Annotated in this window: 14 protein-coding genes and 3 pseudogenes; 4 read left to right on the top strand and 13 right to left on the bottom strand. The window is 64.2% G+C overall.

The window, feature by feature from the left end:
- Positions 1-47 precede the first annotated feature (47 nt).
- The 5 genes from gfa to JR064_RS10760 all read right to left on the bottom strand — a co-directional run bounded on the left by gfa (position 48) and on the right by JR064_RS10760 (position 4004).
- Complete coding sequence (gene gfa / locus JR064_RS10780) at positions 48-620, bottom strand: S-(hydroxymethyl)glutathione synthase (RefSeq protein ID WP_206229708.1); 573 nt, start codon at positions 618-620, stop codon at positions 48-50.
- 69 nt (positions 621-689) lie between these two features.
- Positions 690-1799, bottom strand: coding sequence for an S-(hydroxymethyl)glutathione dehydrogenase/class III alcohol dehydrogenase (locus JR064_RS10775; protein WP_145702909.1), 1110 nt, complete (start codon positions 1797-1799; stop codon positions 690-692).
- A 43-nt stretch (positions 1800-1842) separates the two neighbouring features.
- A complete protein-coding gene (locus JR064_RS10770; RefSeq protein WP_179567232.1) occupies positions 1843-2118 on the bottom strand; it encodes a metal/formaldehyde-sensitive transcriptional repressor in 276 nt (91 codons plus the stop codon).
- 113 nt (positions 2119-2231) lie between these two features.
- A complete protein-coding gene (locus JR064_RS10765; RefSeq protein WP_206229707.1) occupies positions 2232-2723 on the bottom strand; it encodes a hypothetical protein in 492 nt (163 codons plus the stop codon).
- A 249-nt stretch (positions 2724-2972) separates the two neighbouring features.
- Positions 2973-4004 carry a glycosyltransferase gene (locus JR064_RS10760; protein WP_241092991.1) on the bottom strand — a complete coding sequence of 344 codons (1032 nt, stop codon included), beginning with the start codon at positions 4002-4004 and terminating at the stop codon, positions 2973-2975.
- A gap of 478 nt (positions 4005-4482) precedes the next feature.
- Here JR064_RS10760 and JR064_RS10755 point away from each other — a divergent pair, with 478 nt between their 5' ends.
- The 4 genes and pseudogenes from JR064_RS10755 to JR064_RS23375 all read left to right on the top strand — a co-directional run.
- On the top strand, positions 4483-6561 hold the full coding sequence (locus tag JR064_RS10755) for a beta-galactosidase (protein ID WP_206229705.1): 2079 nt from the start codon (positions 4483-4485) through the stop codon (positions 6559-6561).
- A 292-nt stretch (positions 6562-6853) separates the two neighbouring features.
- Positions 6854-7570 carry a response regulator gene (locus JR064_RS10750; RefSeq protein WP_038237819.1) on the top strand — a complete coding sequence of 239 codons (717 nt, stop codon included), beginning with the start codon at positions 6854-6856 and terminating at the stop codon, positions 7568-7570.
- Between the two features lie 26 nt (positions 7571-7596).
- A pseudogene (locus JR064_RS23380) lies at positions 7597-7891 on the top strand (two-component sensor histidine kinase); the annotation flags it as partial.
- Positions 7892-8163: 272 nt separating this feature from the next.
- Positions 8164-9123, top strand: a pseudogene (locus JR064_RS23375) (ATP-binding protein); the annotation flags it as partial.
- Between the two features lie 328 nt (positions 9124-9451).
- Here JR064_RS23375 and JR064_RS10740 read toward each other — a convergent pair.
- The 8 genes and pseudogenes from JR064_RS10740 to JR064_RS10705 form a co-directional block, all read right to left on the bottom strand.
- Positions 9452-9748 carry a hypothetical protein gene (locus JR064_RS10740; protein WP_191825293.1) on the bottom strand — a complete coding sequence of 99 codons (297 nt, stop codon included), beginning with the start codon at positions 9746-9748 and terminating at the stop codon, positions 9452-9454.
- A gap of 161 nt (positions 9749-9909) precedes the next feature.
- Positions 9910-10206 (bottom strand): hypothetical protein, encoded by a 297-nt coding sequence (locus JR064_RS10735; RefSeq protein ID WP_206229703.1) that lies wholly within the window; start codon positions 10204-10206, stop codon positions 9910-9912.
- A 62-nt stretch (positions 10207-10268) separates the two neighbouring features.
- A complete protein-coding gene (locus tag JR064_RS10730) occupies positions 10269-10625 on the bottom strand; it encodes a hypothetical protein (protein WP_191825292.1) in 357 nt (118 codons plus the stop codon).
- A gap of 314 nt (positions 10626-10939) precedes the next feature.
- Positions 10940-11272, bottom strand: a pseudogene (locus tag JR064_RS23370) (transposase); the annotation flags it as partial.
- Between the two features lie 1522 nt (positions 11273-12794).
- Positions 12795-13247, bottom strand: coding sequence for a YybH family protein (locus tag JR064_RS10720; RefSeq protein WP_206229724.1), 453 nt, complete (start codon positions 13245-13247; stop codon positions 12795-12797).
- A gap of 461 nt (positions 13248-13708) precedes the next feature.
- A complete protein-coding gene (locus JR064_RS10715) occupies positions 13709-14071 on the bottom strand; it encodes a hypothetical protein (RefSeq protein WP_191825290.1) in 363 nt (120 codons plus the stop codon).
- Positions 14072-14179: 108 nt separating this feature from the next.
- A complete protein-coding gene (locus JR064_RS10710) occupies positions 14180-14428 on the bottom strand; it encodes a hypothetical protein (protein WP_191825289.1) in 249 nt (82 codons plus the stop codon).
- A gap of 66 nt (positions 14429-14494) precedes the next feature.
- Positions 14495-14875 carry a hypothetical protein gene (locus tag JR064_RS10705; protein ID WP_206229702.1) on the bottom strand — a complete coding sequence of 127 codons (381 nt, stop codon included), beginning with the start codon at positions 14873-14875 and terminating at the stop codon, positions 14495-14497.
- Between the last annotated feature and the right edge of the window lie 252 nt (positions 14876-15127).

Below are 15127 nucleotides of genomic sequence, written 5' to 3'. Positions count from 1 at the left end.
CGCCGCCGCGACGCGCCGCCAGGGCGGCATGCCGCGGGCGGCAGGCTTTACTGCAGCACGCCGTTCTTGCGCGCGACGTGGGCGGAAATCGCGTCCATCAACGGCGGCGACAGGCAGTCGTAGGGCTCCAGCTTCAGCTCGCGCAGCCGGCTGCGCACGCCGTCCATCGCTTCCGGGCGGGTGCCGCTCTCGATGATCGAGGACACGAACGCGGCGAAGCCCGGCGCCGACCAGCCCTGCTGCGGCGACAGCTCGGTATGGATGAAGTCCAGGCCGTAGAACGGATGCTCGGTGTTCTCGATGCGCCCGTACAGGTGCACGCCGCAGCCGGTGCAGGCATGGCGCCGGATCGTCGCGCTCTCGTCGACGACCTTCAGCTTCTCCTCGTGCGCGGTGACCTTGACCTTGTCGCGGCCGACCACCGCGATCACCGCGAACGTCGCACCTTTCGGCTTCCAGCATTTGGTACAGCCGCAGGCGTGGTTGTGCGCGGTCTGCGCCCCCACGTCCACGGTCACCTTGTCGCTGGCGCAGTGGCATTCCAGGGTGCCGCCCTGGAAATTCTCCGCGCCTGCGCGCACTCCGCCGTCCACCGACGGATGAATCGTTACGGTACTCATCATGCCCCTCCCGGGTTCGTTGCGTACCTGCATGCGCGGAAGCGGCCGCGCGCCGGACTGACCGTCAGGTCAGAAATGGATCACGGTGCGGATCGACTTGCCTTCGTGCATCAGGTGGAAGGCTTCGTTGATCTCTTCCAGCGGCAAGGTGTGGGTGATGAACGGATCCAGATCGATCTCGCCATGCATCGCCTGCTCCACCATGCCCGGCAATTGGGTGCGGCCCTTGACGCCGCCGAACGCGCTGCCGCGCCACACGCGGCCGGTGACCAGCTGGAACGGACGCGTGCTGATCTCCTGGCCCGCGCCGGCCACGCCGATGATGACGCTCTCGCCCCAGCCCTTGTGGCAGCACTCCAGCGCCGAGCGCATCACGTGCACGTTGCCGATGCACTCGAAGCTGAAATCCACGCCGCCATCGGTCAGCTCGACGATGACTTCCTGGATCGGCTTGGCGTAGTCCTTGGGGTTGATGCAGTCGGTGGCGCCCATGCTGCGCGCCAGATCGAACTTGCCCGGGTTGGTGTCGATGGCCAGGATGCGCCCGGCCTTGGCCTGCACCGCGCCCTGGATCACCGCCAGGCCGATGCCGCCCAGGCCGAACACGGCCACCGAGTCGCCCGGCTTGACCTTGGCAGTGTTGTGCACCGCACCGATGCCGGTGGTGACGCCGCAGCCGAGCAGGCACACCTTCTCCAGCGGCGCTTCCGGATTCACCACCGCCAGCGAGATCTCCGGCACCACGGTGTATTCGCTGAAGGTGCTGCAGCCCATGTAGTGGAAGATCGGCTGGCCGTTGTAGGAGAAGCGGGTGGTGCCGTCGGGCATCAGGCCCTTGCCCTGGGTGGCGCGCACGGCCTGGCACAGGTTGGTCTTGCCCGACAGGCAGAATTTGCACTTGCGGCATTCGGCCGTGTACAGCGGGATCACATGGTCGCCGACCTTGACGCTGGTCACGCCCTCGCCGATCGCCTCGACGATGCCGCCGCCTTCATGGCCGAGCACGGCGGGAAAGATGCCTTCCGGATCGTCGCCGGACAGCGTGAACGCATCGGTGTGGCAGACGCCGGTGTGGGTGATGCGGACCAGCACCTCGCCCTGGCGCGGCGGTTCGACGTCGATCTCCACGATCTGCAGCGGCTGGCCGGCTTCGAAAGCGACGGCGGCACGGGATTTCATGAGGTTTCTCCTGGAAGAACGGGTTGGGTCGTGGGGTTCGGGATCACTTGAGGTAGGAGCGGACCAGCATGCCCATCTCGCGCACGCGCGCGGCGCGCTGCGTTTCCGAGGCGGCGGCATGGCCGAATTCTTCGCGGATGTGCGCCTGCATCACTTCCGACATCAGGCCGTTGACCGCGCCGCGGATCGCTGCGATCTGCTGCAGCACCGCAGCGCAATCGGCACCGCCTTCCAGCGCACGCTCCAGCGCCTCGGTCTGTCCGCGCACGCGGCGGATGCGGGCCAGGACGCGTTTCTTCTCGTGGGGCGTATGCGGCATGCGGCGACCTGGGAACTATACTGGGGGACAGTATATTCCTCTGCCCGAAAAAGAAAACGCCCGCGCCATACCGGATCGGGACGGCGCGGGCATGCGGCACCTGGCCGCAGGACTCAGCGCTGCGCGGGCGGCGCGGCCGCGGATGGTGCGGCGCCATCCTGCGACGGACCACGCCACGGCGGCGGCGTCACGCCCTTGCCGCGCAGGCAGGCATCGAGCTTGGCGAAGTTGGCGCGCATCGCCGGGTCCGGCTTGGCCGGATCCGGCCCAGCGCCCACCGGCCGCGCGCCGCCATTGGCCGGGGCACCCTTGCCCATGCCGGCATCGGCCGGCGGCGGACCTGGCGGCCGTCCAGGCAGCGGCAGCCCGAGCTCGCGCGCGCAGGACTGCACCGCGGCCTCGAACGCCGGGTCGCGCGGCGGCGCCTGGTCGTGGCCCGGCCCGCTGTCCGCCCCGTGGCCAGGGCCGTGGCGCGGCCCGCCGTCCGGCGGCGGCGGTGGCGGCGGCAGCGCGGCGGGACCACCGACATAGACGGTGACGCAGCCGCTCAGCGCGGTACTCAACACTAGGGTCAGCGCCGCTTTGGCGATTCGATGCGATGTCATGTTAGGCATGCCTCCTCCTGATGGCGGGTGGTGAAAACGGGCGATGGACGCGGTGCGCCGACGGCGCCGCACCCGCTCCCCGCGGCAAGCTCGCCGATGCACCCGCGGACCGCATCCTTTCATGCCGATATCGCGCGCCGTTGTCGGCGGGCGACACGCGGGGAATACGCTGGCCGGGCACCGCTTGCCGGGTCCGCGATTGGTCCGGCGAAGGGCGACGCAACAGCCGCCATGGCGCCGCCCGCCCCCTTATGGCGCAGGCACTCCGATCCCGGCGATGCGCTCCACCGCGGGCGCCGCCGCGGCCGGCGCCGCCTGGGACAGCACCGCGGCCTGGAACCGTGTCGCAAAAGCCGCATCGTTGTGGCAGAAGTAGCGACGCGCGGCGCGCGAGATCGTGTCGCGCTGCAGTACCGAAAGAGCCAGCGCGCGCTCCACGCCGGCCTCGATGCCGGCGCGATCGACGTAGTGATAGGAGGCCAGCCGCTGCATGCGCGAGCATGCCGGCGCCAGCAGCAGGCCGCGCGCCGGCGTCACCAGCTCGTTCATCGGCTCGGCGTCGGTGGTCAGCGTCACTGCGCCGACGCTCATCGCCTCCATCAGCGAATGGCCGAAGCCTTCCACCTCGGACGGGCACAGGTGGAACAGATGGGCGTTCTGCAGCGTGCGCAGTTCGGCGTCGTCCAGGTAGGCGATGCGATGGTCGATGTTGCCGGCGCGGACCCGTTCGCCGGCGCTGCGCGGGTTCTGCACCACGGTCAGTTGCGGCCATTGCGGATGCCGCTGCCAAGTGTCCAGCAACACCCGCGTGCCCTTGGCGGTGCTGCGCCCGGCCAGGTGAAAGAACGCGTAGCGGCGCGGTATCCCAGGATCGTAGCGGTCGCGGCTGGTAAAGCCGATGTAGCGGGTGCGGCAGCCGAACCGCCGGAACGCCAGCTCGGCATGCCGGGTCTTGCACAGCACCGCCTCGAAACGCGGCAGCAGCGGCAACCATTGCGGCAGGAACCACTCCGGATTGGGCACCAGCAGGTTGCGCTCGGCCAAGGCCAGGCAGCCGGGATAGACGCGCTCGGAAAACACCTGGGTGTGCACCTGGTGGCCGAATGCGCCTGCCAGCCGGGCGCCGGCCTCCTGCACCAATCGGGTCAGCTTGCCGCGGCTGAAGCCAAGTCGCTGCACGCGCTGGCCGCCCAGCGTCAGCGCGTCGGCCATCAGTCCCAGATCCCGGCTCAGGCCGGTGCCGTTGTCGCAACTGACGATGCGGTAGAGATCGGACGCCATGCACGTGGTACTTGAAGAAAGAGGGTCAGCGTCGAGGGCGCAGATGTCGGCGTTTTGTCCAGACATGCCGGCACACGGCACACTTCAGCCAGGCCAGCGGACGCCGCCGACGATGGACGCGTATCGTCGGCGAGCCACGGACATCGCATCGCGGCGGCGGCAGGCCGGAGCGACGCCCGTGGACGCCGCCCCGCGCAGGCGGCAGGCGGCTTGTCGGGTGCAGCGATATTTGCAACCATGCCTGGCTCATGCCGCGTCTGGAGCGCCCTGCTCCAGGGGAACGCGCAGCGCCCGAGCACGACCAGGCAGACGGAGAGACCGATGTCCCTGTTGAGCAAGCGCGACATGCGCTGTGCGCCCTCGCCGCATGCGCGTGCATGACGCTCACCGCCAAGACCGAAGCCCCGGGCCCGTGCCAGCCGCATGTCGCCCAGGTGGCTGCGCACCGCCGCGCCCCCTTCCCAGGAACACGACACGCATGACGCATTCGATCGCCCGCTTGGCCGGCCTTGTCCTGACCCTGGCGCTCGGCGCCGTCCTCGCGCTCATCGCACCGCCGCGCAGCGCCCACGCGCAGAGCGCCGACGGGCATCCGGACTGGCCAGGCAAGGGCCAGTTGTTCGTCGGCGCCAACTATCAGCCGATCGACCGCTCGCCGGAACAGATCCGGCAGGACATCGCGGTCATGAAGGCGGCCGGCTTCAGCATGGTGCGCATGGGCGATCTGTCGTGGGATTCGTTCGAACCGGAGGAAGGCCACTTCACCTTCGACTGGTTCGACGACGTCGTCGCACAGATGCATGCCGCCGGCATCCAGGTCGTGGTCGATATCCCCGGGCAACCGGCGCCGATCTGGCTGCACAAGGCCTATCCCGGCGTGGACCTGGTCAACCAGGACGGCGTGCGCCTGCATGCGGCGACGCGCTACTGGGACAACATCGCCGACCCCGACTACCGGCGCCTGGCGCGGCGCCTGGCCGAGACCATGATGCAGCGCTACGCCAACAATCCGGCAGTGATCGCGCTCGGCTACGACAACGAAATCGGCAACGGCCAGCTGTCCTATTCCGAAGCCGACCGGCAACGTTTCATCGCCTGGCTGAAGCACAGGTACGGCTCGATCGCCGCACTCAACAAGGCCTGGGCCACGCAGCGCTGGTCGCGCCGGATCAACGACTGGGACCAGGTCGACCTGCCCTACGTCAAAGGCCCCGGACCGAACGAGCGCTATCTCGACCTGCGCCGTTTCTGGTCAGACGACACCATCGGCGCGCTCAAGGATCTGGAAGCGGCGCGCAAACGCTACGCGCCGAACCTGCCGGTCGCCTCCAACCTGTGGCCGACCGCGCCGACCAAAGGCTTCGACTACCTGCGCTCGTGGGACGAGATCTCCACCTACGGCGCGCAGGGCTTCTACCCCGGCGATCCGCTGACCGCCGCACTCGACGTGATGATGACCCGCGCCGGACACCAGACGCCGATCTGGTTCAACGAGTTCACCGCCGGCGGCGGCGGCTACTACGGCACGCCCGGGCGCTCGCGGATGTGGGCCTATTTCGGCCTGCTGCACTATTCGCAGACCTTCCTCGCCTGGACCTTCAACTCGCATATCGGCGGCGAGGAACAGTCCCTGTTCGGCCTGCTCGACCACGACAGCCGGCCGTCCTGGAAGGTCGATGAATTCAAGCGCATCGCCAGCGAGATGAAGACCCTGCGCGGCATGGGTTTCCCGCGCTATGGCAGGCCCGACGTCGCCGTCCACTACTCCTTCGACACCAACTGGCTGACCACGCCGCCGCCCGGCCCCAACACCATGCAGGAGTATTTCAAGGGCAACTACGGCGAACAGGTCAAGGCCGCGTTCGCGCCGCTGTTCGAGGACAACATCGACACCGCGGTGATCGACATCGGCCACGACGCGATCGACAAGTACAAGCTGGTGATTCTGTCCAGCGCCTACATCATGGACAAGGAAACCGCCGAGGCCGTGCGCGACTACGTGGCCAAGGGCGGCACTGTGATCATGACCGGCTATTCGGCGAAAGTGGACGAAACCGGCAAATGGTTCGAAACCCCGCTGCCTGGCCGGCTGACCGATGTGTTCGGCCTGCGCACCAACGAGTTCTACCGGTCGAAAGCGCCGCTGCAGATCGGCTTCGACGGCGCCACGCTGACCGGCACCGACACGTACTACGAAGTGCTGGAACTGGGCACCGCCAAGCCGCTGGCCATGTTCGCCAACACGCCGCAGAAAAGCCCGGCGATCGCGATCAACCGCTACGGCAAGGGACAGGCGATCTACCTCGCCACCGCGGCGCAGGGGCAGTTCATCGCGCCGCTGCTGCGCTCGCTGTATGCGTCCCTGGGCATCGTCCGCGGGCCGCAGACGCCGGCGGGCGTGGTGGCGCGAGTGGTCGACGGGCGCACCTTGTACGTCAACACCAACGACGCCCCGGCCAGCGTGACCTTCCCCGGCAGCAAGACCGGAGTGCTCACGCGCAAGACCTATTCCGGCCGGATCGATCTGGACCCGTTCGGCGTGGAACTGGTGCAGTAAGCCGCATCCAATACGGCGCCGCCAGGCGCCGAACTCCCCTGGCGCGGTCGGCGCGCCTCATGCAACACGCCCACGCGACCGCCGCGAGGCGCCGGCGCGTCAGCGCTTTGTGTCAACACGTGTCTGAATACGACACAAACCCGCCATGAGGCCACCGTCGCCGCTGCCTATCATGACCCCGCGATCACACGCCCGCCTTGCACCCAGCAGCGATGGCCTGCCCGCACCAGTTCCAGGCGGCAGCGGCTGCGTCTAGACTGGCTGAACCCCGTCGCGGCCGCCCTTCAAGATCATGGATATGCAATCCTTCATTCTGGTAGTCGACGACGACCCCGATCTGCGCCGGCTCATCAGCGAGTTCCTGCAAGAGCACGGCTACCAGGTGGAAGCCGCCGAGAATGTCGCGGACATGCGCCGGCTGATGGCGATCCGCCAGCCCGACCTGGTGATCCTGGACGTGATGATGCCCGGCGAGGACGGCCTCAGCGCCGCCCGGCAGCTGGCCAGCGAGCGCGGCGCGCCGGCGGTGATCATGCTCAGCGCGCTGGGCAGCGACACCGACCGCATCATCGGCCTGGAGGTGGGCGCCGACGACTATCTGGCCAAGCCGTGCAATCCGCGCGAGCTGCTGGCGCGGGTGCGCGCGCTGCTGCGCCGCAGCCAGGCGGCGACGCTGCCGCCGGAAGCGCGCGGCAATGTCTACGAGTTCGCCGGCTGGCGCCTGGACGTGATCCGCCGCGACCTGCGCGATCCCACCGGCATCTTCATCAACCTCTCCGACGGCGAGTTCGCCCTGCTGCGCACCTTCGTCGAACATCCGCAGCGGGTGCTCAGCCGCGACCAGCTGCTCGACTATGCGCGCGGCCGCGACACCGAGGTCTACGACCGCGCCATCGACAGCCAGATCAGCCGCCTGCGCCGCAAGATCAACGAACGCGTGCAGACCGAACTGATCCGTACCGTGCGCAACGAAGGCTACATGCTGCTGCCGAGCGTCGCCCGCCTGTGAACACGCAGCAGCGGGGGCGACGCGGCATGTCGATCTTTGCCCGCACGTTCCTGCTGCTGTTGGCTGCGCTGCTGACCGCGCAGCTGATCGGCATCGCCCTGCTGGTGCTGCGCACGCCGGTGTACGAGATGCCGGTGCACCCGCCGGAGGTGATCGCGCTGCTGACCACCAAGATGCCGGCCGGCACGCAGACGCTGAAGGTGCACGACACGGTGCAGGCGCCGCTGCCCGCTGCCGGGCAGATCCGGGACCGTTTCGCGGAACGCATGATGACCAGCTGGCTGGACGTGGCGCCGGACCGGGTGCGCTTCTATCGCAGCGGCAGCGAGAATTTCCCTGCACCGGACTTCCCGCAGGACGAGCAACGCCCGCCACCGCCGCCGGCCGGAGACGACCGCCCGCCGGGAAGCGGGCCGCCGCCGCCGTTCGCCGATCGCGGCCCGCCATCGCAAGCGCCGTCGCAACCGCCTTCGCCATTTGGCGACGAAGCGACGCGGCGGCCGCCGCCGGAAGAGTCCGCCTCGGTCAGCAATGGCGCCGCCGGCGCCACCATGCGCGCAATGCGATCGCGCTGGCGCGAGCGCGGCTTCGCCCCCGAATCCCCGCTGCTGGGCGGCTTCACCGCCGCACTGCAGCAACCCGACGGCCGCTGGCGCAGCGTGGTCTCGCCGCCGCGACGCTTCTCCACCGCGTTCAAGACCCAGGTCGCGCTGCTGTTCGTCGCCGGCCTGCTGGCGATGCTGCCGCTGGCGTGGTGGTTCTCGCGCGCGCTGGCCGCGCCGATCAAGCGCTTCGCCGAAGCCGCCGACCGGCTCGGCCGCAATCCCAATGCGGAGCCGCTGCAGCGCAGCGGCCCCAGCGAAATCGTGCAGGCCGCCGACTCGTTCAACGCCATGCAGGCGCGCCTGAACCGCCTGATCAACGAGCGCACGCACATGGTCGCGGCGATCGCCCACGACCTGCGCACCCCGCTGGCGCGCCTGGCGTTCCGCCTGGAAGGCCTGCAGCCGCCGCTGCGCGACAAGACCATCGCCGACATCGACGAGATGAAGGCGATGATCTCCGCAGCGCTGGACTTCATCCACAACGACAGCCGCCGCGGCACCCGCGCGCCGCTGGATTTCCGCCTGCTGGTGGAGAGCGTGGTCGACGACGCCAGCGACACCGGCGCCGAAGTCAGCTTCGTCGCGGGCCAGGCCATCACCCTCGATGGCGACCCGCTGTCGCTGCGACGGATGGTGATGAACCTGCTTGAGAACGCGCTGAAGTACGGCAAGCGCGCGCGCCTGCAACTGCACCGCGACGGCGCCGACTGCACGCTGTGGATCGACGACGACGGCCCCGGCATCGACCCGGCCCAGCACGAGCAACTGTTCCTGCCGTTCTTCCGCGGCGAGAACTCGCGCAACCGCGACACCGGCGGCATCGGCCTGGGCCTGTCCGTCGCGCACAGCATCGTCCTCGCCCACGGCGGCGAGATCACCCTGACCAACCGCCCCGAAGGCGGGCTGCGGGTGTGCGTGGAGTTGCCGTGCCAGGCGGCTGTGGGCTGAGCGGCGCCCGCGCACAGCGCTGGACGATTGGGCGTGTGCAAGCGCCTGATCCAACACGACGCTGGTAGGCGTTCCAGCGGCCGCGCGCTGCCGGCGAGCGCCAATGCGGAGGCAAGTGGTATCCAGCGTAGTCTGCGCTCGGCACGTCCATACGCGGCCCAAGCTTGAAACAGCCGCGCAGCGACGCGGCTTCGGTGCGAGCGCCTTGCCAGGGCGAACGATGCTGTGAGTGGACAAACATCCGCTCATCGCATTCTTCTTTTTACGGGCCTAACACCTGAGTTAAGCCGCGCCGCGAAGTGGCATCGGCTTAATTAATTGTTAGGCCCTACCAACCTTGGGCCTGCGCGAAAGACTCTAGTTGCTTTTGAATGCTGACGGCCAACTCTGGGGACGAATAGAAGGCGAGATCTGGGGCGTCAACGTCGTCCTTGAACGCGACGATCACCAAGCGCTCGGGCTTGCCGTTGACTGTGACGCCGTACTCCCAGCTGCCAGTCTGCTCGACCGGCAAGGAGTCAATTGCTGCGGCAAGTTTGTCCGCCTGGTTGGCGCTGAATCCAGAAGAAAAGGATTGCGACAGACTACCGAGGAATGGGCCGACTCCCTCTTGGTCGAAGTTCATGGATGCTTCCGCAAGCCCAGAAACATCGATTGGCGGAGTGGACTGCGCACAGGATGCGCCCGAGGTTGAAAGAAGCATTGCCAAAGTTGCAATAAGTCTTTTCATGGGCCTAACACATGAGTTAAGCCGACCCGCGAAGCGGGTTCGGCCTGAATGAATTGTTAGGCATCTGCAGCCAGAAGCCTAGTGTGCACCGACTCCAGTGCCGAAATTTCACTGCCAATCGGCACTGATGCCTTTGACAAGTTTGGAAGCGTGACAAAAATCTTGTAACCGCCAGGGTGGAAGTGAGTGAGCGAGAAATCTGCCTCAATCTGAAATGGATTAGCTGCAGGAGGCTCAACCAGAACCGTATCCCTGAAGTTATTGAAATGAGATGCAAATGGAACGTCCGGCGCCAGGATGAGTCCTCTGCCAGGGATCTGAAATGTATTTTGGACTAGCAACAGATGTCTCATGGCTGATGCCTAAACACCCGAGTTAAGCTGACCCGCGAAGCGGGTTCGGCTTGAATGAATTGTTAGGACTCAGCGCGCAGCAAGTCATGAAGGTGCTCAGGCCCTGGTGAAATGATGAAGGTTGAGCCACCGCGTGTCGCTGTGAGTCTAAACTCGGACTTGTCAGGATGATCCTCAATCGCTCGAACACCGTCAATAACGCACAGTACGCCAAAAAGCGTTGCATCCGCTGCATCTCGCATTGCAGCAATAACGTTGGCCTGATCAGCAGGACCAAGCCCCCGATACCAGTTGGAAAGATCAAGCAGTGTTTGTGCGGGTCTGCGACCGGGCGGGGATTGATATGTGCTTATGCAGCCGGAGACGGCAGCATCCGCACACTCAATCTTCAGCGCATCAACGAATTCGCTCGGATTCATGTTCTAAGCCCTAACGCTGGAGTTAAGCGGCGCGTTAGCGCGTCCGCCTTGAACGAGTGATTAGGCGCGGTGGCGATGTGGCTCATAGAACAGCCATCCAGTCTTGCGCCTCTACGTGCTTGAAGAACGAGTCGAACGCCTCGTAGGAAAAGTCGAGTGTAATTGAGTGCCCACCCTTAGGATGCCGCTCGATAGATTGGATACGTTGCACCCCGGGCGCAGTTTCGATGAGCTCACGCAAATCGCGGATCTCCGTATCTATGTGGATCCCTGCCGATCGCCGCGCTGATGTCGCCCATCAGATCCTTGGCCTTCACACGCTCACGCCACACCCAGATCGTCTTGGCGTCGGGTACCTTGCCGCTGTGCTCCAGCCCCAGGAACTGCTGGAAGCTGCGCCGATCCAACACCTGGTACTCCAGCGCATCGTCAGAGAGGTTGTACAACTGTTGCAACAGCAACAGCTTGACCATGATCTCCGTCGGCCAGGCCGGACGGCCGCCGCGCGTGCCGGTACCCAAGGACAGCTTCGCGTCCACGGCCCGGGCAATCCCAGCAAAGTCGATATGCCGCGACAGCAGTGCCAGCGGGTCGCCGATCTGATGACGCTTGGTTTCGCGTTCGTGGCCGGCAAACAGACTGATCATCGCGGAAACCTTGGCTGCTTCTTTAGCTCATATGATGCCAAAGGCGAGGTTTTTAGAGGTGCCCTTAAGCCGGCCCGCTACGAGACGGCTGAAGTTTGCCGAGACCGCGAAGCGGGCTCGGCTTGAATGAATTGTTAGGGCTCACACCGTGTACCCGAACGTGTGGATGCAGTGTGCCAGTAGTCCCTCAAGGGACGTTGCCTCTGTTGGAGTGAAGGCGCCAGAGCCACGCTCCAGGAACGAACGTAGAGCCTTCTCTAGTTGGCCCGGGTGTGGCACGTCCGACAGATAGCCGAGGATGCTGACAACCGGCTCAGTCGGAACTAGCTGAAGTAGAAATCCAGCACTGTCGTATGCGACGTACTCGTTGTTGCGCACATCAATGGGCTCAATGTAGTGAGCAGCAGTCTCCACCGAACGGAAAATGCTGATGTCTCCATGCCCGTCAATAACTATGGGTAGCCGCATATTCGCTGTGAGCCTAACGCCTGAATTAAGCCGTTGCGAAGCAACGTCGGCTTGAATGAGTTGTTAGGCAGTGAGTGGCCGAAACGGTTGAGACCGCAACCGTGCTCCCCAGCACTGCCCGCCTGAGCCGAGTGTGCCACAGCTTGCGGGATGAAGCTTGCACCGCAATGCCACGGGGCCTGTTGGCTCCGAAGCTAGGCGCAATGAGTGCCGCGCGGCAGTGACACGAAATGACGAAGCGGCGGACTGTCCGATGCCAGTTACGGTGAGAACCCCTGTCCGGAGCCGACCGCGTGCGCGCCAGTGAACTGGTCGAATATGCGAGCACCGATGCTGTTGCTCCACCACGGCCTAACGCTGGAGTTAAGCGGCACCGAAGGTGTCCGCCTTGAAGGAGATGTTAGGCATTTGCGCGACACCAACGACGTGCCACGGCAAATGCCTTGTGACGAACTAACTGCGAAAATCCCACATGCTGAGCAACTTCGTCTAGAGCTTCTACGAACTTAGTGTCAATTGGCGCACCTTGCGCGAGCCACTCAATTGCAAGCCTGACCCAGTATTCCGTAGGCCAACGTAGCGCAGCAAGAACCACCTCACGGGCGATCTCCTCGGACCCGTCGTAGTCTTTGTACGGAGACTCAAGGTTGACTAATAGAGGCCGAATATCCATTGATGCCTAACGCATAAATTAAGCCGCGCCGCGAAGCGGCGTCGGCTTGAATGAATTGTTAGGCCGCGTGCCTCGTCGGCTAATGCGGGGCATGCGACCTGACTTGAAAATTGCTACCTAAGCCAAACAGAACAAGACCAGCAACTCCAAAGAACGATGCAAACACAAAGCCAAAACTAGCATCGTTGACTTGACCTGCCGGAATTGTTGCTGATGCATAGATAGCCGCGACGAGAAACGTGGTGGCCATTAGCAGCGAAAGTCCACCAAGGGCCACAAGCAATACTACGAAGAGCTTCCTAAGTTCCATGAGCGGCCTAACGCCTGAATTAAGCCGACCCGCGAAGCGGGTTCGGCTTGAATGAATTGTTAGACCGCCCTCTAGTGCTCTGACACACGCTGACTTTTTGGTGACGTGTTCAGATTGTCCATGTCCGAGAAGATTAGCCACGGCTCACCGGGCGCACGATGCAGAGTGAGGGTGAACTTTCCTGTGTCGCCGGACGCATCGCCATAACCGTAGGCACCTATGATGTAGCCGATCGTGTCTCCGGCGGAAAAAGCGAGCGAGCGTAGCCGCAATGGGCCGCCGCCTTGGCCCTCATAGGCTGCCTGGATGGCCGAGCGTCCGCGGATTGGAGGACGATTGCTTTGCAGCACGAACCCATCCTCCGCAAATAGCGAGGCGAGGGCCACCGCGTCGCCAGCGCGCCATGCGCGTTCATAGTCGCGAAGCACTCGATCCAGTTCAGATGGTAACGCAACGCTGGAAAGCTCCGTGGTCTTGGTTGGATCTGGAACGTTCTGCCCAAGTAGTGACCCCGTCACCAGCATGAGGCCGAGGACGACAAAAACGAGGATGGAACGGCTCATATGTCTCAACCCTGTTGGAGTATCGGCGGTCTAACGCTTGAATTAAGCCGCGTTGCGAAGCAACGTCGGCTTGAATGAGTTGTTAGGCAGTGAGTGGCCGAAACGGTTGAGACCGCAACCGTGCTCCCCAGCACTGCCCGCCTGAGCCGAGTGTGCCACAGCTTGCGGGATGAAGCTTGCGCCGCAATGCCACGGGGCCTGTTGGCTCCAAAGCTAGGCGCTATGAGTGCCGCACAGCAGTGACACGAAATGACGAAGCGGCGGACTGCCCGATGCCAGTTGCGGTGAGAACCACTGTCCGGAGCCGACCGCGTGCGCGCCAGTGAACTGATCGAAGATGAGAGCCCCGATGCTATTGCTCCACTACGGCCTAACGCCTGAATTAAGCCGAGCCGCGAAGCGGGTTCGGCTTGAATGAATTGTTAGGCCTCAGCCCACTCTCCATCCTGTGGATTGAACAAGGCCATATGCTCGGGCTCAGCAAGCTCGCTTGCGTCTTGCAGAGCTTCAAATATGACCTCCTGGGAATTTTGCCAATACGGAATTGAGAACGCTATCTCCGTCGCAAACACAGCCACTTGGACGGGACAGCCACCGATGTTCTTTACGAACTCATGGCACCGCGGTGTCGTGGCCTCAAGGCTGTACCCGTACTTGGCGAGCTTGCCTATGAATCTTTCAACGGCGGATTGATCAAGAGGCGGGTGATCAAACTCGTCGATTTCCTTCCCTTGTTCGGTGTGCTCACGAACGACGGGATGAAAGAGCTGAAAACCGTAGCTCATTGTGTCTCCTGCGGCCTAACAACTGAATTAAGCCGACCCGCGAAGCGGGTTCGGCTTGAACGAATTGTTAGGCCTCAGACCATAGGCTGCAAGAGACAGAACCATGAGTCACACCTCTTGCCGCGGCGCGATAAGCGCACCACCGTTGTAGATCAGATCCGCAGGAACTCGCCCATCCACGGTTCTCTTGAGCTTTGTGCCGTCAATGGGAACGCGCACGCTTGATCCATCTGATCTGGCGAAGACCAGGAAATATGAATCACCCTCTTGAAGAACCTCGCGAATCTCGATGCGATGAATCCCATCTCGCTCAACCACCACGAGTGCCTCGGGAAGGATATTCTCGTGATCTGTCATCTGAGGCCTAACACTTGAGTTAAGCCGCGCCACGAAGTGGCGTCGGCTTGAGCGAATAGTTAGGGCTCACGCTCCGCACTTCGGGACCACGGCAGGTGCCGGACTCATGTAGGTCGCTTGCCCGTTGCAGATCCTATATGCGAACGACGTACTTGCCAGACTCGGATCAGGCACGGTGGCGGCGTGCATGATCTCGCCGGCGGGCGATAGCAGGCGAATGCGCGCCCCGTCCGGGCTGGTTTGGCCGCCTGGGGTGACCAGCTCCAGCGTTGAGCCATCCGCCAGTTCCAAGGTAGCACTTTGTCTGGATGGCAAGTGGAGGTCGAACGTGATCGGCGTCAGGTCATCGTGCTGAATGTAGCCAACGAACTGGACCTGCTCCGGCATCGCGGCAAACGCCGTGAGAGAAGAACCCATCAGTACTGTTGCAGCGGCGACAGCTTTCATTGCATACCTCCATGTTGCGTGAATGGTGCCAGTGAGCCCTAACTACTATTGGACCACCTAAAAGCGGTGTTGCACCGAGTATCCACCATCGGAAGAAGTCTGGAAAGAGGTGAATTCCCATTACCTTTCAGTGGCTTGCCGGCTCATGGATGGCGGTTCGGCCACAGACAGCGACCGCGTTATCCGACGTTTGCACAGGCGTATGAGTTACACCCGTGACGGTGAAGGCGTAACGGGGTATCTACTCTCGGC

Origin of the sequence: Xanthomonas bonasiae (assembly GCF_017163705.1) — a bacterium.
In the GTDB taxonomy this organism is placed as follows: Bacteria; Pseudomonadota; Gammaproteobacteria; order Xanthomonadales; family Xanthomonadaceae; genus Xanthomonas_A; species Xanthomonas_A bonasiae.
Note: the sequence above shows the minus strand (reverse complement) of the source record. Positions and strands in the feature narration are given on the sequence as shown.